This is a genomic window from bacterium (genome assembly GCA_016873475.1).
In the GTDB taxonomy this organism is placed as follows: domain Bacteria; phylum Krumholzibacteriota; class Krumholzibacteriia; order JACNKJ01; family JACNKJ01; genus VGXI01.
The window spans coordinates 1-22,041 of record VGXI01000011.1 but is presented as its reverse complement, the minus strand read 5'-3'; the positions used below and the strand labels follow the sequence as shown (position 1 = coordinate 22,041).

At 70.7% G+C, this 22,041-nt stretch carries 17 protein-coding genes; 7 read left to right on the top strand and 10 right to left on the bottom strand.

Features of this window, described 5'->3' with window-relative positions:
- Position 1: 1 nt before the first annotated feature.
- The 10 genes from FJ251_02170 to FJ251_02125 form a co-directional block, all read right to left on the bottom strand.
- Positions 2-4,090, bottom strand: coding sequence for a hypothetical protein (locus FJ251_02170; protein MBM4116537.1), 4,089 nt, complete (start codon positions 4,088-4,090; stop codon positions 2-4).
- Between the two features lie 125 nt (positions 4,091-4,215).
- The gene (locus FJ251_02165; protein ID MBM4116536.1) at positions 4,216-5,940 is read right to left on the bottom strand and encodes a hypothetical protein; all 1,725 of its coding nucleotides are present in this window, start codon (positions 5,938-5,940) and stop codon (positions 4,216-4,218) included.
- Between the two features lie 22 nt (positions 5,941-5,962).
- Positions 5,963-7,777, bottom strand: coding sequence for a hypothetical protein (locus tag FJ251_02160; protein ID MBM4116535.1), 1,815 nt, complete (start codon positions 7,775-7,777; stop codon positions 5,963-5,965).
- A gap of 108 nt (positions 7,778-7,885) precedes the next feature.
- Positions 7,886-8,737 (bottom strand): 4-hydroxy-3-methylbut-2-enyl diphosphate reductase, encoded by an 852-nt coding sequence (ispH, locus tag FJ251_02155; protein ID MBM4116534.1) that lies wholly within the window; start codon positions 8,735-8,737, stop codon positions 7,886-7,888.
- Between the two features lie 144 nt (positions 8,738-8,881).
- Complete coding sequence (locus FJ251_02150; GenBank protein ID MBM4116533.1) at positions 8,882-10,243, bottom strand: T9SS type A sorting domain-containing protein; 1,362 nt, start codon at positions 10,241-10,243, stop codon at positions 8,882-8,884.
- Positions 10,244-10,303: 60 nt separating this feature from the next.
- The gene (locus FJ251_02145) at positions 10,304-11,734 is read right to left on the bottom strand and encodes a hypothetical protein (protein ID MBM4116532.1); all 1,431 of its coding nucleotides are present in this window, start codon (positions 11,732-11,734) and stop codon (positions 10,304-10,306) included.
- Positions 11,735-11,776: 42 nt separating this feature from the next.
- Complete coding sequence (locus FJ251_02140) at positions 11,777-12,865, bottom strand: polymer-forming cytoskeletal protein (GenBank protein ID MBM4116531.1); 1,089 nt, start codon at positions 12,863-12,865, stop codon at positions 11,777-11,779.
- A complete protein-coding gene (locus tag FJ251_02135) occupies positions 12,837-13,520 on the bottom strand; it encodes a hypothetical protein (GenBank protein ID MBM4116530.1) in 684 nt (227 codons plus the stop codon). Before FJ251_02135 ends, FJ251_02140 begins: the two co-directional genes overlap by 29 nt.
- On the bottom strand, positions 13,517-14,626 hold the full coding sequence (locus FJ251_02130) for a DUF4097 domain-containing protein (protein MBM4116529.1): 1,110 nt from the start codon (positions 14,624-14,626) through the stop codon (positions 13,517-13,519). Before FJ251_02130 ends, FJ251_02135 begins: the two co-directional genes overlap by 4 nt.
- Positions 14,613-15,296: a sigma-70 family RNA polymerase sigma factor gene (locus FJ251_02125; GenBank protein ID MBM4116528.1), complete on the bottom strand. Its 684-nt coding sequence runs from the start codon at positions 15,294-15,296 to the stop codon at positions 14,613-14,615. Before FJ251_02125 ends, FJ251_02130 begins: the two co-directional genes overlap by 14 nt.
- Between FJ251_02125 and FJ251_02120 the strand changes: the two genes are divergently transcribed.
- The 7 genes from FJ251_02120 to FJ251_02090 form a co-directional block, all read left to right on the top strand.
- Positions 15,265-16,032, top strand: a complete 768-nt coding sequence (locus FJ251_02120) for a hypothetical protein (protein MBM4116527.1) — start codon at positions 15,265-15,267, stop codon at positions 16,030-16,032. The two genes, FJ251_02125 and FJ251_02120, sit on opposite strands and share 32 nt — an antisense overlap.
- 100 nt (positions 16,033-16,132) lie before the next feature.
- Complete coding sequence (locus FJ251_02115) at positions 16,133-17,419, top strand: phosphopyruvate hydratase (protein MBM4116526.1); 1,287 nt, start codon at positions 16,133-16,135, stop codon at positions 17,417-17,419.
- Positions 17,416-17,838: a septum formation initiator family protein gene (locus tag FJ251_02110; GenBank protein MBM4116525.1), complete on the top strand. Its 423-nt coding sequence runs from the start codon at positions 17,416-17,418 to the stop codon at positions 17,836-17,838. The genes FJ251_02115 and FJ251_02110 overlap by 4 nt, the downstream gene beginning before the upstream one ends.
- 200 nt (positions 17,839-18,038) lie before the next feature.
- A complete protein-coding gene (locus FJ251_02105; GenBank protein MBM4116524.1) occupies positions 18,039-19,862 on the top strand; it encodes an NADH:ubiquinone oxidoreductase in 1,824 nt (607 codons plus the stop codon).
- A 12-nt stretch (positions 19,863-19,874) separates the two neighbouring features.
- Entirely contained in the window at positions 19,875-20,588 is a 714-nt protein-coding gene (locus tag FJ251_02100; GenBank protein ID MBM4116523.1) for a 2Fe-2S iron-sulfur cluster binding domain-containing protein, read from the top strand.
- Between the two features lie 8 nt (positions 20,589-20,596).
- Positions 20,597-21,145 carry an NADP oxidoreductase gene (locus FJ251_02095; GenBank protein ID MBM4116522.1) on the top strand — a complete coding sequence of 183 codons (549 nt, stop codon included), beginning with the start codon at positions 20,597-20,599 and terminating at the stop codon, positions 21,143-21,145.
- A gap of 9 nt (positions 21,146-21,154) precedes the next feature.
- A partial coding sequence (locus FJ251_02090) for a Ni/Fe hydrogenase subunit alpha (protein MBM4116521.1) occupies positions 21,155-22,041 on the top strand: 887 nt, incomplete at its 3' end.

Genomic DNA, 22,041 nt, shown 5'->3' with positions numbered 1-22,041 from the left:
CCTAGCGCATGCGGACGACCTTGTCCTCCCAGAACACCGCCTCGCCCCGCAGGTCCGTCAGCGCCAGGCGCGCGATGTAGGTGCCGTTGGCGATCTTGTCCCCTTGCCCGTCGCGGCCGTCCCAGCTGATCACCTGGGTCTGGCCCTCGGCGAGGGCGCCCAGCTCGCGGCGGAAGACGCGCCGTCCGCTCAGCGTGTAGATGCTGAGCGTGCCCTCCCGGACGCCGTTCGTCAACTCGAAGTGGAAGGTGACGACATTGCGGAAGGGGTTGGGGAAGATCCGTCCGGCGAGGAGTCGCGTGGCCGCGTCGACGCGCAGGGTGAGCCCGCCGTACTCCTCGCCGTCCAGCAGCACGACGAGCGAGTGCGCGCCGGGCGACCAGGCGTAGGGCAGCTCCATGCGGTGCAGCGTGCTGGAGTCGGTGGGCACGGCGCTGATCCCGCTCGCGGCGCCATCGACGAGCAGGCCGAAGCGGTCGGGCAGGAGCTCCGGCGACGGGACGAGGATGTCGATCCGCAGGGTGCCGCGCGGCCGCACCCACTGGCCCTCGCGCAGCTGGCTCTCCGCCAGGTAGACCTTGATCGACTTCGGCACCGGCAACACGAACTCCGCGCTCGTGCCCGCGAGGTCCTCCGCGCTCAGCACAAGGGCGTCCATGCCGAAGTCGTAGGGCTGCCGCGCCGCAAGATGCCAGGCGCGGCCGCGCCCGGTCGCTTCGACCGCCGTCGTGTCGAAGGGGGCCAGGCTGTCCAGCGGGAAGCTCGCCTCCGCCGTGAAGGCCGGCGTCGCCTGGAAGGGGATCGCCGCCCGAGCCGAGTCGCTGAGGGAGAAGCCCGTCAGGTAGTTCTCGTCCCAGACCAGCGCCTCGATGCGCAGCGTATCGCCGGTGACCTGGGGCGGAACGAAGTCGCCGGGCGCCATCTCCTGCTCGTTGACGAACAGGCGCAGGCGCGGGGCGCCGGCGCTCAGGCGCAGCAGGGGATCGCCGAGCAGGTTGGTGCGGTAGGCGGCATCCTTGTCGCCGAGGCGCAGCTCGGCGATGAGCTGCAGATCGCCGGCGCGCCAGGCGGGCAGCACCGCGAGGGACTGCTCGGGATCCGTCGCGCTGACCATGATCTCGTGCCAGTCCCGCTGCCAGCGCAGGTTGGGGAAGAGGTACTCGAAACCGTCGCTGGCGTAGCTCGCCACCGCGCCGCGGTTGGCGTCGGCGAAGAGGAGGTGTTCGCCCAGGCAGTCGCCGACGTTGCTGCGCTCCTCGTTGTGGGTGGCGAACTCGTTGCCGTGGCAGCCGAAGAGGGCCCAGAAGAAGGGGCGGTTCGCATTCGTGAGGAAGTCCTGGTCGTGGCCGCCGGCGGCGGTCTTGAAGATCAGTTCGTGGCAGAGCTGGCCGCGGTTGGCGTGGCTCTGGATCGAGGCCCAGAGGTAGCCCTGGCTCAGCGAGTCGATGAAGACGGGCGCGACGATCGGCCGCAGCAAGGTCTCGAGCTCGGTCGGATAGACCGGGCTGTGCTCGGCGTACCAGGCGTCCGTCTGCGCGCTGAGGTAGTAGGGCACGCCCCGGAGGTCGCCCACCCAGCTGTCCGCAACGAGGGGCCGCATCGCCTCGACGGCGATCTCGAACTGCCGCTCGTTGTCGCGGCAATAGACGATCTCGGCGGGATCGTCCCAGATCCAACAGTCGTCGGCGCCGAGCAGAAAGCGGCGGCGCCAGGCGCCGTCGGGTTCGCAGCCGCCCTCGTAGCAGGCGATCTTCTCGAGGATGATCGCCAGCTCCTCCGGGCTGCCGACCGGCAGGCGGCCCATCAGCAGCGCCGGCCAGTCGTTCCAATTCCACTTGACCACCCACTCCTCCAGGGCGACCAGGGCGTCCACGCCGACGTACTCGTGCTTGGAGTGCACGGGCACGAAGTCGGGCATCGCGTCGGGGCCAAGGCCGCGGGCGTCCTTGTTGGCGTCGCCGACGAGGAGCAGCGCTTCGGCGCCCCACTGCTGATAGGCGAAGCGCGCGGCGTTGCGCAGGCCGATCGCCCCGCGCACGCCGCCGAAGAAGGCGTCCCAGACCGTGGCGGTCGTGAGCAGGCGCACGCGGTATCCCTCGTCCGTGCGGCGGTCGAGCCAGGGCTGCATGCCCGCGGCGAAGCCGTCGTTCGCGATGACGAGGATGTCGCAGGGGGCGGTCTCGTCGAGAACGTCGACGGCGGCCGCGGGAGCGATGGTCGGGGCCCGCAGGCGCGCGGCGTCGGCGAGCCACCAGGCCTCGTCGCCGGCGAGATCCCGGCGCAGCCGCAGTTCGTAGGCGCCGGGGCCGCCCGCCTGGTTCGCGGCTGCGAGCTGGACGCGCGTCGGCTGGCCGGCGGCACCCAGGCGCAGGAGCTGCCAACCGCTGCGGTCGCCGGTGAGACCGGAGATGCGGATCTCGGCCGGACCGCCGGCGCCGTCGGCATGGAAGTAGAGACTATCCTGGCGCACCGCGTAGCCCGAGCTGTAGGTGAGATCGACCCACTTGACGAAGGTGCGGAATTGCGTGCCGTCCGTGCGGTCGACGACGAGCGTGCTGCTGGCCGCTTCCAGGCAGCCGGCCGGGACCGTGTCGACGTAGTCGATCGTGTAGTGGAAGGCCACCTCGACGGGATCGAGCACGCAGCCGCCGGTGCCGCTCTCGAGAGCGACGCTGAAGGTGCGCAGGCCATCGAGGGTCGAGCGCGAGGCCCCCTGGAACTGCAGCTTGAGCAGCGCGCTGCTGTCGGGGACGGCGGCCGGCGTCGCGAGCGGAACCCGCAGGACGTAGCCCTCAGGCGCCAGGGGCTGCGCATAGAAATAGAGGTTGTCGTCCCAGGTCTCGATCGACGGGCCGTTGTAGTACCAGTTGGGCGGCGCCTGGTGGAAGGCCTGCTCGCCCTGCTGCCAGAGCTGGCGCTTGAAGTCCGCGCGCAGGGGCCAGGCGCCCGCTTCCGACCAGGCGGACTCCGTGAGCATCTCCAGCGCCAGCGCGGGCGCGACGCCGACGAAGTAGGCCTCCGCGCGCCCGTACCACTCGATCGGATCCAGGCTGCCCGGCGCGTGGCGCAGACGCCAGCCGAGGAAGACGAGGCGATCGGCGGGGTCGAGCCGACCGTCCCCGTCACCGTCCAGGAAGTAGCGCGGCTCAGCGGTCTCGCGGAAGTCGGGCTGACCGGTGCCGTCCCAGCTCAGGCGCCGGCGGAAGAGCGCGATCTGCGCGAGCTCGGTGCCGGCGGGAATGCCGCGGGCGATGAGGCTGTCGCCGACGACGGCGTAGAGGCCGTCCTCCGGCGTGAGCAGCTTGAGCGCCGCCTCGGCGCGCGCGCCGCGCGCGCCGCCGAGGCCGTAGCGCGCGGGGACGCGCTGCCGCCAGGCCGCGGCCGGCTCCGGGTTGAGCAGGGCGCTCGCGTAGAGGCGCTCCCAGTGGCGATCCGAGCGCCGGAGCGGTTCGCGCGCCGCCGCGGCCGCGCGCTCGGCAGCCGCCGCGCGGAAGCCGATCTCCACGCGCAGCTCGCGCGCGAGGGTGAGCCCGCGCTCGGCGCTCCAGCCCAGGGGCGTCACGCTGAGTTCGACGACGCGCTGATCGCGCAGCCAGTGCGGCTCGCCCAGGCGCGCGGCGATCGGATAGGGCTTGGCGAAGGCGACCGGATCGCGGACGAAGCTCTCGTCGTAGAGGAAGTCCTCGCCGGCCGGCACGGCGCGCGGCGTCGGGAAGGGTAGCGGCTCGCCGGCGATGGGCTCGCTGGCCACCGCGCGCCAACTCAGGCTCGCCTCCATGCCGGGCGGCAGGGCGACGAGACCGCGCCAGATGGGCAGCATCGGAGCCCCGGGCGCGCGCGGCGCCTGCGGGTCCCCGCTCGCGAGCGCGCAGCCCGCCAGCTCGGCAGAGAGCCCGGACTCGAGGACTTGGAAGGCATCCGGCACGAAGCGGAGCACCAGGCTGAGCCCAGCCTCGTCGCTGCGCAGGATTTCGGTCTCGGCTGGCGGCAGGCCCGCCTCCAGGCGGCGCGCCGATTCGGCGGCGCGGGTGGTCGCGGCCAGGCAGACCACAAGGAGCAGGGCGGGAAGCAGAGGCAGGCGTCGCTTCACGTGGCCCTCCGCGGGCATCGAGTGTCGGCTCCCAGAGTGAGTCGGCGCAGGGATCTGCAGAGGCGGGTCCGGCAGGGCTGGCCGCAATCTAGCACCCGGATCTGGGCAAGTCCAGGCCGGGCGCCCTACTCGAGGAGCAGCAGCTTGAGCGTTCGCTGCTCGCCGCCGGCCGCGAGGCGCGCGAGGTAGACGCCGCTCGCCAGGGGTCGGCCGGCGCCATCGCGGCCGTCCCAGTTCGCCGTGTGCGCGCCGGCAGGGAGAACCGCGGCGACGAGCGTGCGCACGCGGCGCCCCTGGAGGTCGTGGATGTCCAGGCGCAGATCCAGCTCGCGATCGAGCGTGAAGCCGATGCGCGTCGCGGGGTTGAAGGGATTGGGCCAGGCCCCGGCCAGCGTGAAGGCCGGCGTCGCCGCGGACGCCGGGGTCAGGGCGTCGAGGTAATCCAGCGCGGCCAGGGCGTCGATGATCCCCCAGCCGTAATCGTTGTCGGGGCTGTCGGCCTGGCTCGCCGTACTGCGCAGGGCCTGGCGCAGCCGCATCGGGCTGGTGCCCGGATGCGCGCCGAGCAGCAGCGCGCCCACGCCCGCCGCGAGCGGGCAGGAGAAGCTGGTCCCGGAGGCGCTCCGGTACTCGTTCAGGGTGCCCGGCTTCACGACGTGGTTCGCAACGCCCATCGCGCAGAGGTCGGGCTTGATGCGCCCATCGGCCGTGGGTCCCGGCGAGCTGAAGCTCGCGATCAGGCCGGCGGCGTCGACCGCCCCGGCCGCGATGACGCTGTCGCCGTCGGCGGGCGCGGCGATCGTGCCCGTCGTCAGCCGGTAGTTGCCCGCGCTGTTGAAGACGGCGACGCCGAGGGCGACGGCCTGGTCGGCGGCGATCGTCGTCACGCAGGTGTTCCCGTCGAAGTCCGCGAAGCTGTACCAGTCGTCGTAGGCGAGGCTCGAGCTGACGATGTCGCAGCCCTGGGCCTCGAGCCACTCGATGCCTTCGACCCAGTAGTCCTCTTCGACGGGGACTTCCTGGCTCGCGTCCTCGGTCTTGGCCAGATAGAAGCTGGCCCCGAAGGCCGGGCCGATCAGGGCGCCCGGCTTGTAGCCGGCGAGCGTGGAGAGGGTCATCGTGCCGTGGTTCTGCTGACCCTCCGGATCGCCCGGCTCGTTGGCGACGATGGGATCGTCGTTGATGAAGTCCCAGGCGCCGAGCACCGTGAGGCCGGCCAGGGCTTCGTGCGTGGTGTTGAAGCCCGAGTCCAGCATGCCGACGACCACGCCCTCGCCGTGGAATCCGCGCAGGTGTACGGGCGGCACCTGGAGCTGCGCGAGCTCGGTCAAGCTGCCGCCGTAGTCGAGGGGATCCTCGCGCCCGATCGCGGTCGCGTGCGAACGCGCCGACGGCGCGGGATCGAGCCAGGGCGCGCGCGGCGCCGAGGCGCGCACGGGCTCCAGGCGCACCACCCAGGGGAGGGCGGCGAGGCGGATGAGGCTGGACTGATCCACGGCCACGGAGACCGCGGCCAGCCAGCGGCTCTCGGCGCGGATCGTCAGGCCCTCCGCGTGCAGAGCCTCGAGGTAGGCGGGCGCATTGGGGAGATCGATCCAGGCGGCGCCCGGGACGCCGGCGCGCGCGCGGCGCGCGAGACAGCGGTCGCTCAGGCGCGCCTCGGCGGCGCGCAGGACGGCGAGATCGTTCGCCGGCACACCCTTGTCGGCGAAGAAGACCCAGACCGGCTGCGGGCCGGCGGCAAGCAGGGCGGGCAACTCGGGGGCGACGAGCGCGGCGCCGGCAGGCGTCGCCCCGCCGGCCAAACCGAGAACAGCGAGAGCGAGCAGCGCGGTGAGGGAGCGCGGCATCCTCCGTCCTTTCGGTGGCGGTCTATTTCAGCAGCAGCAACTTGAGCCCGGCCTCCTCCCCCCCCGCGCGCAAGCGGGCCTGATAGAGCCCGCTGGGCAGCGGCTGGCCCGCTTCGTCCCGTCCATTCCAGAGCAGCTCGTGGGCGCCGGCCGTCTGGCTCGTGCTCTCGAGCAGGCTGCGCACCCGGCGGCCGCGCGCGTCGAGGATCTCCAAGCTCACTGCGGCGTCGGTCGGGAGCCGGTAGCGCAGCGTGGTCGTCGGATTGAAGGGATTGGGGAAGCTGCCCTCGAAGCGCAGCCCCGCCAGCGGAAGCACCGGCGCGTCAGTCGTCGCGTCGAGGAGCGCGACGTCGAGTACGGTGGGCGTACCCCAGGTCGTGCCGACCCCGGCGATCGTCTGCGTCACGTAGCCGGGCGCCTCGAAGCGTAGCGTGTAGGTGCCGGTGTCGAGCAGCTTGTAGTAGTCGCCCAGGTCCGGATCGGTCGCGACGGACTTGTCGATGCCGATCACCGTGACCGTCGCCGCCAGCGGCGCGCCCGTGCCGGCGTCGGTGACACGGCCGCCGACGCCGTAGCGCGCGGCCTTGATCCAGTGCATGAAGCTCTCGCGGTTGTCGTTCCAGTAGGCGTCGAGCTGGGCGGCCGGCGGCGCATAGCTGTCGCTGAACTCGACGATCTGGTGCAGGCTGCCGGTCTCGTGGTAGGCCCAATCTTGGAGACTGCCCTTGGTGACGTACCACTGCGCGCCGTTGGTGATGCCGTGGTAGAAGTCGCCGTTCCACATCGGCTGGTTGTAGTAGCTGTACTCCTCGGCCAGCGCGATGAGGGCGTCGTTGTCCGGTGCCAGCGTGTAGGTGTAGTCCCAGGGGTAGTTCACCACCAGCGCTCCGCTGTGGCCGTCCTGGCTGATCACGCAGTGGGTGGCGAAGCCCCAGGCCTTCATGCGCTGCGTCTCGATCTGCTCTGTCCAGGTGCCGTCGCCGCCGATCGTGCCGTCCGGCACGGGGTAGTTGCGGTTGAGATCGACGCCGTTCGCGTTCGAGCGCGTGTTGGCGACGTGCCCGTCCGGGTTGTGGAGAGGCAGGAAGAGCAGATGGTAGTTGTCGACGAGGTTGGTGACGTCCTCGTGGCCGGGGAGGCCGTAGTTCGCCGTCAAGTAGCCGATGAGGTAGAGGCTCAGCTCCATGCCGATCTTCTCGTTGCCGTGGATGTTCGCCGAGATGCGCACCTCGGGCTCGGCTTCCTCGGCGCCGTTCACGTTGTCGCTGATCGTGAGCGTCCACAGCTCGCGGCCCTGCACCGAGGTGCCGAGGCTGCCCCGCTTGGCGATCGCGGGATACGCGGTCTGGGTGTCGAGCAGGATCTGCCCGAGCTGGGCGTAGGTATGGTAGACGCCGCGCTCGCCGACGCGGAGCGCCTCGCCGCCGCGGGCTGCCTGTTCCGCCCAGCGAGCCTCGATCGCCGTCTGCAGGGCGCGCTCCAGATCGGGTACGCGCAAGGGCTGGTAACCGGCGGCCTCGAGGGCAGCGAACTCGGTCTCGGTGACACGCGTGCGCAGGCGCAGGGCGCGCGTGAACGGGGTGCGCGCCGCCGGACGCAGGTCCTCGCGCTGGAAGGCCGCGATCGGCGCCGCGTCGAGCAGGGCGGAGACGGCGTCGGCGTCCGCCAGGGTGAGTTCGACCGGGAAGTCGACCCAGACGGCCGGCACCCAGGCCGGCAGCCCCTGTTCGTCCGTGGGGATCGGCGGCGCGGCCAGGCTGGCCCCCGCCGCGAGGAGCAGGCAGAGAGAGAGGCCGTTCGCCGCGGCGCGGCGCAGGAGGCTCGGACCCATCGTCATCCATCCTCTGCTGAGGGCATGCGGAATCCGCGGGCGCCGGCGCCCACCGGCGACGGACTGAAGTATAGCATGAACGCGAAGATACGGCCAAGCGCCGGCTGTCCGGCCCTAGCCCTCCGGCATCGCCTCGAGCGCCCTGACGACCTCGTCGATGATCCAGTCGGGCGTCGAGGCGCCGGCACTGACGCCGACCGTCTCGGCGCCCACGAACCAGACCGGATCGAGGCCGGAAGCGTCCTCCACCTGATGGCTGCGGGGGTTCGTGCTGCGGGAGATCTCGGTCAGGCGGCAGGTGTTGGCGCTCGTGAACGAGCCGACGATGACCATCACGTCACAGCGGCCCGGCAGGTCGCGGATGTCGCGCTGGTGGGTCTTGGTCGGGCCGCAGATGGTGTCCACGTAGCGCAGCTCGCGCACACGGGGCAGCAGCTCGACGAGGATCCGCTGCACGTTCTCGATGTTCTGCGTGGACTGCACGACGACGCCGACCTTGCGCAGGCGGTCCGGAACACGCCGGGCGACCTCGTCGGGACCGGCGAGGACGATGGCGTCCTTGACCTGCCCCGTGATGCCCACCACTTCGTCGTGCCCGTGGTCGCCGATGACGATGAGCTGGTAGCCCTCGCCCTCCATCTCGCGCGCCACCTGGTGGATCTCGTGGACCAGCGGGCAGGTGGCGTCGAGGATCTTGAGCCCCTGCGCCTGCGCCTGCGCGTAGACCTCGGGCGCGGCGCCATGGGCGCGCACGAGCAGCGTGCCGCTCGCGCCGGCCTGCTCGATCGCGCGGACCACCTTGACGCCTGCCTCGTCGATCCGCTTGACGACGTGCTCGTTGTGCACGATGTCGCCCAGCATCACCACCGCGTCCTCGCTCCGGGCCGCCTCCATCGCGACGTTGAAGGCGCGCTTGACGCCGAAGCACTGGCCCGCGCTGCGAGCGACGATGATCTGGCGGGGCACGGGCGACCTCCGGGGCTGGCCTGAAGCTAGACGCGCCCCGGGCCCCTGTCAACGCAGGGGCGCCAAGAGAGCGTGCGCTCCGAAAAGGACCGCGGCGCCGTCGGGGGGAACGGCGCCGCGGCGGGGGGACCAGGTGAGGAGGAATCAGCCGATCAGGAGCATCTTGTGACTCAGTTGCTGCGCACCCAGGCGGACGCGCGCGAAGTAGACGCCCGTAGGGAGGGCGACCCCGCGCTCGTTGCAGCCGTCCCACTGCAGCTCCAGGCGCGTGCGTTCGAGGGCACCAGCGTGAAGCCGGCGCACGAGGCGGCCGGCGGCATCGAAGACCTCGACGCTGAGCGGCGCGCCGAGGAACCCGCGCGCGGCTTCGACCGTCAGCCGGGTCTGCGGATTGAAAGGATTCGGGTAGTTGCTCGCCACCAGTTCGCCGGCCGCGGGCGCCAGGGCCTGGCCTTGGCCGAGCGCGAGCAAGAAGCTGAAGAGACCGGGAACCGCATCCGGCAGGGGCAGGGCGCCATTCTCGATGGTGCCGCTGTAGTTGGCCAGGACGCCGCCGAAGAGGAAGCGAAAGTCCTCGGCGAAGATCTCGTGCGGTCGATTGCGGTGCTGGGCATCCTCGCAGTAGACGCTGAGATCGGTGATGCTCCGGAGGCCCCGGTAGGCCGCCCAGCCGGCGAGGTCGCTGTCGGGCAGGTGGCAGTTGTGCACGACGTGCCCGAGTTCGTGGGTCGCCACCATGTGCGTGACTTCCGGCGCGAAGGGCAGGATGCCCGGGCTGAGGAAGATGCGCCGGCCGGCCGTGGAGCTGCTCGTCAGGCCCGCGCGGGGGTAGGGCAGGCAGTAGACGCTCAGGCTCTCCGGAAGCGCCGGATGCGCGACGGCCGCCAGGGCCGCCCGGACATCCGGGACCGAGTGCGGATAGTAGGCGGCGGCGCCGGTGGCGCTGCCCGGGACCAGCAGCTCGGCGCTGCCATAGCCGGGGATCTCGAGCCAGAGGCGCTCGCCGAGAGAACGCACCCACCTGGCCAGCACGTAGTCCGCCGAGTAGATGCGGACGACGCTGCCACCGGCCAGGCTCAGCGAGACGGTCTCCTGGGCGGCGAGCGGCGCGGCCAGCGCGACGAGGCTGGACGCCAGGAGCAGGAGCGCCGAGGCGCGGAGCCGGCGGGAGGTCCGGCTGCTGGCAGGCTGGCTCTGGATCTGGGGGGTCAATTGGCGCATCTGCGGCTCCTGCTCAGGCGTCCACACTGGGTTCCGCAACCGGCGTTCCCCGCCCGGGCGAGGGCTGGGCACCGGTCGCCGGCCGGGGATCCCTCGCGCGGCCCCCTCCCCCGCAAGCCGAGCCTGCACAGGCGGCCGGAAGCCCGGCGGCCGCGGCTGGGCGGCGGGGGGAGGGTCGGATTCGCGGGCCGGGTGCAGCTTCCGGCCCCCCCGGCCGGGCCGGGCTGGGTCATCTGGCCCCCTTCGCGGTGGGGGCGGAGCAGGTAAGATTATACGAGAGAACATCTTGCGCCGCCGAACCGCCAGCCAGGCCGATTGGGGGATCTCCCCCACCTCCCAGCATCACTAGAAGCGAATGCCGCTGCCCAGGTGGAGCTCGTAGTGTCCCGATTCCCCGACGGCGAACTCCAGGCGCAGGACGTCCCCGACGGGCGTGTAGGCCCGCAGGCCGGTTCCCACGCCGTGCACGCGCGCCCGGGTGGCCTGGGGCAGGAGAAAGCGGTCTCGGCTCCAGAGGAAGCCGGCATCTGCGAAGAGCGCCGACTCGAGCTGGATGTCCACGACCCCCAGGATCGGCAGGTCGACGGCGAAGCGCGGTAGCAGGTCGTGGCGGAGCTCGCCCTGGAGCAGCAGGTGGTTGCGCCCGCGCGGGCCCAGCGCCGTCCCGGCGCCGACCCAACCGTCGATGCTGCCGCCGCCGTACCCGCGGACCGAGTCGAGGCCGCCGAGCGAGGAGACTCCCTTGTAGAAGAGTCCGCCCCAGCGGCTCAGGCTCTCCACCGCGAGCACAGCGACCCAACCGCGCGGCAGGCTCCGGTAGCGCGTCGCAAAGAGCTGGACCTGGCGCAGGTAGACCGAGCTGCCGAGCGTGGGATCGTAGAGGATGCCGCTCAGCTCGAACTGCGCCCCCCGCTGCGGGCGCAGGAAGCTGTCGCGGGTGTCACGGGAGTATCCGCAGCCGATCGAACTGAATTGCTCGTACTGCCGCCCGCGCTCGCGAGCCGCCGCGCCGGCTGGCGTCGCGAGAAAGGAACGCTCGCCCCAGGCGAAGCTGAGCAGGAAGCGATGCTCGAGCGGTCGACGGCGGCTGAGGGAGAGCCCGAAGCTGACCCCCACGCGCTCCGTGTGCAGTTCGTCGCCATCGTCCCGGTCGACGAGCCGGTACTCCAGGCGGTGGTCGATGGGGTAGCTGCGCAGCCAGGGCCGGCCCAGGCTGACGCGGGCCCGTTCTTCCCAGCCCGCCGAGTACTCCAGCCAGAGGTTCTCGCGCCCCCCGAACAGGCTGCGATGCCGGTAGACGGCGCCGAGCCGAAGGTCGCCGGCTCGGTAGTCCGCCACCGGATAGACGAGCCCCCAGCGGGTGTCGCCGCGCTCCATGAGGAAGTAGGTCACGCGGACGGCGCCCCCGTCCGGCGCCACGGCGACGCCGACCGCGGCGAAGATGCTCAGACCCTCGAGGAAGTGGAGGTCGCGGTAGAGGAGCTCAGGGTCGAAGGCGTCGCCGGGCTGGAGGAAGAGCTCTCGCAAGACCGCCTCGTCGCGGGTGCGCCGGTTGCCCTCGAGCACGATCTCGCTCAGGGGCCAGCCACGCAGGTGCGCCACATCGGCCGGGCGGAAGTCCGCGCCCGGGAGCTTGAGCTTGTGATCGCGAGCCGCCACCGGCGTGGGCAGCAGGGCGGCGAACAGTGCCACGACCAGGAGCAGCGTGGGACGCAGGGCGCCCAGGCTGGGCGCCGACCGAGGCGGCCGACGGCGAGTGCGGGAACGAGGGTGCACTCGGGGAAGCTAGCGAGGATCCCTGCGTCGTGACCAGCGGAATCAGGAGGGATCGGCGAGCAAGTGCCGCGAGCCCAGGCGCGTGATCACCAGGGCCCCGAGCCCGAGGCACCAGGCGACGATCTCGACGAACAGCACGAGCCCCTTCACAGGGCCGCCGAGATGGCCGAACATGTGGAAGAGCCAGAAGATGCCAGCCCAGATCGCCACCGCCAGATACCGGTTCATGCCGCGGATTTCGAAGGTGTAGCGAGAGAACGCGTAGAGTGGGATTAGCCAGGCGGCGAAGCCGAGCCCCACCAGGGCCAGGATGGCGAGCACCACGACCGGAATGGCGACGATCGTCAGCAGCAGCAGGATGAGCACGAGCACGGCCGGAATCGCCAGCAGCAGGATGGCGAGCGAGCTGAGGAAGCCGATGAGCAGGCTGCGCCAGGGCCGGTAGCGCACACCGGCCGTGAAGCGGGGCAGGCGCGTGGCCAGGAGGAGGCTGCCCGCCAGGGCAAGGACCAGGAACTCGAGCAGCTTGAGCACGGCGTCGCCGGCGGTGAAGCGGTCCCGGTCGACGAAGCGGAAGTCCGCGGCCTCCCAGCCATTCTGGAACAGACCGCCGAGGTGGCTGCTCGTGCGGGTCACCTCGCCGACGATGCGCGCGCCCTCGTCCCGCTCGACTTCTCCGCCGACGACGAGGACGTCGCCGGTGATGAGCGCATCCTCCCGGACGTAGACGTCGCCCATGATGACGACGACGTTGCCCACGACCTCGCCGTAGACTTCGAGATCCCCGAAGAGGATGACCAGGTCGTTGTGAACGATCTCGTCGCTCTCGACGCTGACATCGCGCCCGAAGCTGACCTGCTCGTCGTCGTCCGCGTAGCTATGCTTGTCGCGGTGGTCCTGCGTGTCCACCCGCACGCGCAACCGCTCCTCGCCCGCCTCGGCCGGGATGCTGTACTCGCTCTCTCCTTCCCTGACGATGATGCCCGAGTCGTCGACGATGATCTCCTGCACCTGTCCCGGCTTCGCCTTCGCGCTGCTGTCGGCCGGCGCCGCCCCGGCCGTGCCGAAGGACAGGCTCAGAACAGCGAGGCAGATCGCGCCACTAGCGATACGATGGATGGCTGAGCACATGGGATAGTACTCCCCGGAGCCGGATGCGGTAGACGACGAAGACAAGCACGAGGGGCCCGAAGGCAACAAGGAGAATCAGGGTGGCCAGCTGCGGCGGCACGACGCTGCGCAGGGTGCGCTCGACTCGCAGCAGAGAGGCCGCCTTGTCACGCGCCGGCCGCGTGAGGAGATCGCCGGTCTCGCGAGCGCTCTCGATGAGGGTCAGCGCCCCGGACAGTTCCCGGCCCCCCTCGACGATCACCTCGGTGGCGCTGTCGCGCAGCCCGGCGGAGTCCGGGGTGCCCAGCCACTGGCCCATCGCCAGGGCCAGCAGCAGGAGGGCGATGGGCAGAAGCGCCCACTCCCTCCGGGAAACGCGCCGGGCAGGGGTGGGCGCCACCTGCTCGCGCAGCGGTACCTGGGCGAAAACCGCCCCTAGCACGGCCTCGGCGAATCCGACCGGCGCTGCCGGACGCTCGAGCCCGGCGAGCAGCTCCCGCAGCCGGAGCTCCCGCTGGAGCTCACGGCGACAGGTCGGGCAGCGCTGGAGATGGGCACGCAGCGGACCGCGCAGCGCGGCGGAGAGACGTCCCTCGAGATAGTCGGCAAGGGAACTCCGCACCGAATCGCAGCGGCTTCTTCCCTCGGAGCGGCCCGTGTGCAGTGGCTTGTTCATCTCTGGGGGGCGGTCCTCGTGGCTTCGGATGCCAGCGCGATACGAATGTCTCCCGTGGCGGTTACGACCTTGAGTTGACCCTGGCCGGCCCCCAGCAGTCCCGCGACCCGGCGCCGGCCGAGCGCCTCGACTTGTAGCGGAATCCGCAACTGCATGGCGCCGAGGTCGGTGACCGCCTCGAAGGCGTAGTCGGCACCCGGCAGGAGCAGCAGTTCCACATCCCCGCTCGAGTTGGCCAGGAAGACGTCCCGGGGCGCCCCGTCCGGCCGCGGTCCGAGATCGACGACGCTGAGCGCGCCGCTGGCGCAGTTCACCTTGAGATCGCCCCCGGGCTCGCGGATCGCGACCGCACCGCTGGCGCTGAGCACCTCCACCCGCCCGCGCGGCGCGATCAGCATCAGGTCGCCGGTGGATGTCTCGACCGTCAGGTCGCCCGCCAGCGCCTCCACCCGGATCTCGCCGCTGATGGAGCGGAGCTCGGCATCACCGCCGATCCGCCGCAGGTCGATACTGCCGCTGGTCGTCGTGACCGCCACATCACGGGCGACGTCGCTGGCGCGCAGGAAGCCGCTCGTGAGACCGGCCTCCAGCCGGCCGGCCAGGCGCCGAAGCTCGATGTCGCCGCTCGTTGCGGCGACGACGAGATCGCCCGCCAGGCCACTCGCAACCAGCTTGTCCCGGGTGACGCTCGCGGCGACGGGCAGGCGCGCCGGCAGCCGCAGCCGGATGGCGATGCTCAGCTCGGCGCCGGCGAGGGAAGCAGGCCGCGGCCCGTCGATGTCGCGCTCGGCATGTACCGGCCGCAGGCGGAGGCGGCCGTCCTGTTCGGAGGCCTCCAGGCGCAGTGCGGCCGCCCCCCCGCGCACGGTTTCCGCGCCCCGACCGGAAACGCGGTAGTCGACAGCGAGCGCTAGATCGTCGCGGGCCTCGCCGATCAGCTCGATGCTCCCGGCCGGGTTCTCGACGATGACCTGGGCGAGCTGCCGCGCCGACAGTAAGCGCTCTTCGCTGCGCCGGGCCTCGCTGGCGCCGGCAACGCCCGCCACCGCGAACAGCAGCCCCAGCGCCGGCCAGAACCCGCGGCATGCCGCGCTAGAGAAGCTCATCACGATCCAACCTCCGTTTGATCTGCTCGCGCGCGCGATGGATCCGAATCTTCACGGTGCCGATCGGCAGCCCCAGGATGCGCGCAATCTCCTCGTAGCTCAGGTCCTCCCGGTGGCGAAGCAGCAAGATCGCCCGATAGTGCTCGGGCAAGGCAACCACCGCGGCGTCCAGCAGGCGCAACTGCTCGTTCGCAAGCGCCTGCTCATCGGGATCCGCGGTGTCGGACGCGACCTCCCGGCGGAAGCTGCCGTCCTTGCCCTCGATCTCCTGGTCCAGCGAATACGCGATCCGCTTGGCCTTGCGGAGGTGGTCGATGCAGAGATTGGTCGCGATCTTGAACACCCAGGCGGAGAAGCTGTAGCGCTCATCGTAGCTCTCCAGGCGTGTCAGCGTGCGGACCAGCGCCTCCTGAGCGATGTCCTCCGCCTGACCCGGGTCCTTGATCATTCGCTGGCAATAGCCGAAGATCGGATCCTGGTAGCGGGCCAAGAGGGCTCGGTAGGCCCGGCGGTCGCCGCGGAGGCAGCTGCGGATCAGCTCACGGTCCTCGGCGCTCACCGGCGAATCGCTCCTTACGAGTCCAGCCGGCGCGGCGTTTCCCGTCCCGGCCAGTGGCAGCCCGTTGGAGCAGTCTAGAGTGGGGCCTTCACTCGCGCGAAGCCTTTTCACGGTCGGCTACGAGCGGCTCGGACCGCTCGCTCTGCTGTCCCTGTTGCGCGCGCTGCCCTGGCTGCTGCTCGCGCTGGTCCTCACCTTCGTGCCGGCCGCCCGGCTCGCGCCCGGCGGCTGGCTGCTGCTCAGCGGGGCGCTCGTTCTCTGCGTCGTGCTCATGGCGCCCTGGCTCGGGGGCGCTGCCCACTGCTACGCCGCCGCGCTGGCCCGCGGCGAGTCGCCGTCCCTGGGCCCGCTGCTGCGCTCGCCGGGCCTGAACTACCTGCCCCTCCTCGGCTGGACGCTGGTGCAGGCACTGCTCGCCCTGCTGCTCCTGCCGGCGCTGGTGGCTTCCGGGCCCGGGGAGCGCGGCTGGCTCGGCTGGCTCGGCCTCGCCGGCGGCCTCTGGCTCTGGGCCCTCTCCCGGCTCTGGGGCTTCGTCTTCCTGCCCCTGCTCGCGGCGCGCGGTCGGGAGCCCCGGGAGACCGCCCGCCTGGCCCTGCTGCTGCTTCTCGAACGACCGGGAGCGCTGCTGGCGGCATTCGCCGGCCGCCAGTTGCTCCTCCTGCTCCTGGCCCTCAGCGGCCTGGGCCTGATCGTGGGCTTGGGTGGCTGGCTGCCCCTCCAGGCCGCCCTCGCCGTCCGCGAGCGACTGCGCCACCACGGCCTCGATCTCGTCCCGGCTGGGACGCCGGAAACCAATCGTCCCTTGGACTTACCGAGCTTCGCTCAGCTCTGGCGCCCCTGGCGCTGAGGGGCATTTTGCTTGACCTGCGCTGCCCCCGGTGGCATTACGGCGGCGACCGCTGCGCGGCGCTGGCAGGCGCTCGCGCTCACGAATAGGAGTGCCCAGGATGAGCGCCATCGAAGAAGTCGTCGCCCGGGAGATCCTCGATTCGCGTGGCAATCCGACGGTCGAGGTGGAGGTCTACCTCGAGAGCGGGGCCGTCGGGCGCGCCGCCGTGCCCTCGGGCGCCTCGACCGGCGAGCACGAGGCGATCGAGCTGCGGGACGGCGACGCGGCGCGCTACCTCGGCAAGGGCGTGCTCAAGGCCGTCGCCAATGTGCAGGAGATCATCCGGCCGGAGCTGCTGGAGCTGGACGCCCTCGACCAGGCGCACATCGACTCGGTGCTGCTGGACATCGACGGCACCTACAACAAGGAGAAGCTGGGCGCCAACGCCATCCTCGGCGTCAGCCTCGCCGTCGCCAAGGCGGCCAGCGCCCACCTGGACCTGCCGCTCTATCAGTACATCGGCGGCGTCGCCGCGCGCACCCTACCGGTGCCGATGATGAACATCCTCAACGGCGGCAAGCACGCCGACAACAACGTGGACATCCAGGAGTTCATGATCATGCCCACGGGCGCCCCGGACTTCGCGACCGGCCTGCGCTGGGGCGTCGAGGTCTTCCACCACCTGCGCAAGGTGCTCAGCGAGCGCGGCCTGAACACGGCGGTCGGCGACGAGGGCGGCTTCGCGCCGAACCTGGGCTCCAACGAGGAGGCGCTGCAGGTGATCCTGCAGGCCATCGAGCGGGCGGGCTACCGGCCGGGCGAGGACATCCACCTGGCGATGGACGCGGCGGCGAGCGAGTTCCACGCGAGTGGCGTCTACACCCTCGCCGGAGAGGGCGATCGTCGCCTCGACGCGGCCGGTCTGGTGGACTACTACGCGGGGCTCGCCCAGCGCTACCCGATCGTCAGCATCGAAGACGGCCTCGCCGAGGACGACTGGGCCGGCTGGCGCCTACTCACCCAGCGGCTCGGAGAGAAGCTGCAGCTCGTCGGCGACGACCTGTTCGTCACGAACACGGACCGCCTGGTCCGCGGCATCGACGAGGGCATCGCCAACTCGATCTTGATCAAGCTCAATCAGATCGGCACCCTCACGGAAACCCTCGACTGCATCGAGACGGCGAAGCGGGCGGGCTACACGAACGTCATCTCGCACCGCAGCGGCGAGACGGAGGACGTGACGATCAGCCACGTCGCCGTGGCCACGAACGCGGGTCAGATCAAGACCGGCAGCCTCTGCCGGACGGACCGCGTGGCCAAGTACAACGAGCTCCTGCGCATCGCCGAGGAGCTCGGGGAGCAGGGGCGCTACGAGGGTCTCCAGGCGCTGAACTACGGGGGATGAGGACGAACCACGGCCTGCGGGGCGCGCTCGCGCCCGAGCCCTGGCGGCCGGAGCCCTCCCGGCGCGAGGAAGCCCTGCGCCCCCACCGCGGCGAGGGTCGCTCCCCCTATCTCCGCCAGCGCTGGACCGGCGGCCAGATCGGCGGCCGCACCTTCAAGGGCGCCCTGCTCCTGCTCGGCGTCGTGCTCCTCTACCTGCTCCTCCTCGGGGACGCCGGCTGGATCCGGCAAACGCAGCTCCAGAACCGCCGCAGCGCGCTCGTTGCAGAGATCCAGCGCCTCGAGGCGAAGTCGGCCGCGCTGGAGTCGGAGGCCCGGCGCCTGGAGCAGGACCCGGCCTACCGGGAGCGCATCGCCCGCGAGGAGTGGGGCTACAAGCGCACCGACGAGGTCGTCTATCACCTGCGCCGCCTCGAGTAGCCCAAGAGATAACGGAACTGCTGCGAGATCTCGCCGTCTTGTGACTTTTTTCCCGAGGATTGCCGTTAATCGGGCGGCATTGTCTTGATTACTGCCCTAGACCGTGTAGCTTGTGCGAGGAGTCGGGTTCGCGCGCTCTGCCCGGGCGCCCAGCGCGAACCTGTTGGCCATCCGGACCGCGGACCTGGGAGAGGTGATCGATGAGCAAGAGCGCGCCGCTCAAGACGGTGGTGAAGGAGAGCTGCCAGAGCTTCGGCAACGACCCCACGCGCCTGATGGACATCGTGCGCAGCGTCCAGGACCGCCTGGGCTGCGTCGATGCGGAGGCCCAGGCCCTGATCGCCCAAACAGTCGCCCGCAGTCGGGCGGAAGTGGCGAGCCTGGTCAGCTTCTACGGCTTCTTCGCCGCGGAGCCCAAGGGCCAAGTGGTCATCCGCCTCTGCAACGACATCATCGACGAGATGAAGGGCAGCGCGCGCGTGGCGCAGGCGCTGCGCGAGGAGCTCGGCATCGACTTCGGCCAGACGACGCCGGACGGCCGCATCTCCCTCGAGTGGACGCCCTGCATCGGCATGTGCGACCAGGCGCCCGCGGCGCTCGTCAACGACGTGCCGGTCACCGATCTCAGCGCGGACATCGCCCGCGTCGGCACGCAGAAGCTGAAGGAGCACCTGGATCCGCAGCGCCTGGTCCGCCGCTACGGGGATGGCAACAACTCGCACGACCTCGTCCACGCGACCGTGAGCAACCACATCCGGCAGGCGGGCCCCGTGCTCCTCGCGGAGAGCCAGCCCGGTGCGGGCCTGCTCGCCGCGCTCGCCATGAGCCCCGTCGAGGTGATCCGGCACGTCAAGACCTCCCGCCTGCGCGGCCGCGGCGGCGCCGGCTTCCCCACGGGCATGAAGTGGGAGTTCACGCGCGCCGCCGAGGGCAAGGAGAAGGTCCTCGTCTGCAATGCGGACGAAGGCGAGCCGGGCACTTTCAAGGATCGCGTCCTGCTCACCGAGCGCGCCGACCTGCTCTTCGAGGGCATGACCATCGCCGGCTACGCGATCGGCGCCCAGCTCGGCATCCTCTACCTCCGCGGCGAGTACGCCTACCTGCAGCCCTTCCTCGAGCACCTCCTCACGGCCCGGCGCAACCGCGGCTGGCTGGGCGAGAACGTGATGCGCAAGCAGGGCTTCAAGTTCGATGTCCGCATCCAGATGGGCGCCGGCGCCTACATCTGCGGCGAGGAAACGGCCCTGCTCAGTTCCTGCGAGGGCCGGCGCGGCGATCCCAAGACACGCCCGCCCTTCCCGGCCCAGAAGGGCTACCTCGGCCGGCCCACCTCCGTGAACAACGTGGAGACCCTCTGCTGCGTGACGCGGATCCTGGAGATGGGACCGGGCTGGTTCAGCCAGTACGGCACCAGCGGCAGCACGGGCACGAAGCTGATCAGCGTCTCGGGCGACTGCAACCGGCCGGGCGTCTACGAGATCCCCTTCGGCACCACGCTGCGCGCCTTCTTCGCGCTCTGCGGGGCGAAGGACGTCATGGCCGCCCAGGTCGGCGGGCCCAGCGGGCAACTCGTCGGCCCCGCGGACTTCGATCGCGAGCTCTGCTTCGACGACCTCGCAACCGGCGGCTCGCTGATGGTCTTCAACAGCGAGCGCGACGTGCTCCACATCGTCGCCAAGTTCATGGAGTTCTTCATCGAGGAGAGCTGCGGCTTCTGCACGCCCTGCCGGGTGGGCAACCGCCTGCTCAAGGAACGGCTCGACCGCATCGCCGAGGGCCGCGGCGAAGCTGCGGATCTCGAGTACCTGGAGAGCCTCGGCCGGACGATCAAGACCGCCAGCCGCTGCGGTCTCGGCCAGACCTCGGCGAACCCGATCCTGACGAGCCTGAAGAATTTCCGGGCGGTCTACCTGGCCCGCCTGCGCGAGCCCGACCGGGGCCGCCAGCCGGGCTTCGACATCCACCGCGAACTCACGCAGGCCGTGGCCCTGACCGGTCGCGCGTCGGTGCACTTCAAGCGCTAGGAGGGTGCGACGATGAGCGAGACGATCACCCTGACCATCGACGGCAAGGCGATCACGGCCCGCCCGGGCGAGACCATCCTCCAGGCCGCGGCGCGTAGCGGGGTCTACATCCCGCGCCTGTGCGCCTTCAAGGACCTGTCGCCCTTCGGCAGCTGCCGGGTCTGCACGGTCTTCGTCAACGGCCGCCCGGCGGCCGCCTGCACGCAGCCCGTCGCGGACGGCATGCTCGTGGAGAACGACACGGAGGCGGTCAACGCCATCCGGCGCGACATGATCGACATGCTGTTCGTCGAGGGGAACCACTTCTGCATGTTCTGCGAGAAGAGCGGCAACTGCGAGCTGCAGGCGATGGCCTACCGGCTCGGCATCGCGGCGCCGCGCTTCCCCTTCCTGTTCCCCGACCGCGACGTCGACATGAGCCACCCGGACCTCTACATCGACCGCAACCGCTGCATCCTCTGCGCGCGCTGCGTGCGCGCCTCGCGCGAGTGGGACGGCAAGGCGGTCTTCGAGTTCCTCGGCCGCGGCGGCCACAAGCGCATCGCCGTCAACGCTCCCGCGCTGCTCAAGGATACCGACGCCGCGCTCGGCGATCGCGCCATGCGCGCTTGCCCGGTCGGCGCGCTCCTGCCCAAGCGCGTGGGCTACGCCGTGCCGGTCGGCGAGCGGCTCTACGACCACCAGCCCATCGGCACCGACATCGAGACCGGCAAGGCCGTCGACTAGGAGGGACGATCATGGCGAAACCCAAGCTGGCAACCACCTCGCTCGCGGGCTGCTTCGGCTGCCACATGTCGATCCTCGACATCGACGAGCGGATTCTCCAGCTCGTCGAGCTGGTGGACTTCGACAAGTCCCCCATCGACGACATCAAGGAGTTCAGCGGGCGCTGCGCGATCGGCCTCATCGAGGGCGGCTGCTGCAACGAGGAGAACGTGAAGGTCCTCCAGGACTTCCGCGCCCACTGCGACATCCTCATCTCGGTGGGCGACTGCGCGATCAACGGCGGCATCCCGGCGCTGCGCAACACGATCCCGCTCAAGGAGTGCCTGGACGAGGCCTACCTGAACGGCCCGACGGTCCACAACCCGAGCGGCAAGGTGCCCGACGGCGAGGACATCCCGCTGCTGCTCAACAAGGTCTATCCCTGCCACGAAGTGGTGAAGATCGACTATCACCTGCCCGGTTGCCCGCCGCCCGCGGACACGCTCTGGCAGGCGCTCGTGGCCCTGCTGACCGACAAGCCGGTCTCGCTCCCCTACGAACTCATCAAGTACGACTAGGAGGCTGACGTGGCGACCGCGAACCAGAAGATCGTCATCGAACCGGTGACCCGCGTCGAAGGCCACGGCAAGGTCACCATCCAGCTCGACGCCAAGGGCGAAGTCGCCGAGGCGCGCCTGCACATCGTCGAGTTCCGCGGCTTCGAGCGCTTCATCCAGGGCCGGCCCTACTGGGAGGTGCCGGTGCTGGTGCAGCGGCTCTGCGGCATCTGTCCGGTCAGCCACCACCTGGCCGCCGCCAAGGCGATGGACGGCATCGCCGGCGCCGAGAAGCTGACGCCGACGGCCGAGAAGATCCGCCGCCTGATGCACTACGGGCAGACCTTCCAGTCGCACGCGCTGCACTTCTTCCACCTGGCGAGCCCGGACCTGCTCTTCGGCTTCGACGCCCCGGTGGCCAAGCGCAACGTGATCGCCGTCGCCGCTGCCCACAAGGACCTCGCCGTGCAGGGCGTGATGATGCGCAAGTACGGCCAGGAGATCATCAAGGCGACGGCGGGCAAGAAGATCCACGGCACGGGCGCCATCCCCGGCGGCGTGAACAAGAACCTCACGCTCGCCGAGCGGGACGTATTCCTCAAGGACATCGAGCAGCAGCTGGCCTGGTGCCGCAGCGCGCTCAAGATCGCCAAGGACTACACGGTCGCGCACCTGGAGCTGGCCAAGGCTTTCGCGGCCTTCCCCTCGAATCACGTCTCCATCGTGCGCGCCGACGGCTGCCTGGATCTCTACCACGGCAACCTGCGCGCGATCGACGCCGAGGGCAAGCGCATCTTCGACCAGGTCGATCCTCAGGATTACCACAAGGTGATCGCCGAAGAGGTGCGCCCCTGGTCCTACATGAAGTTCCCCTTCATCAAGAGCCTGGGCCCGGAGACCGGCTGGTACCGCGTGGG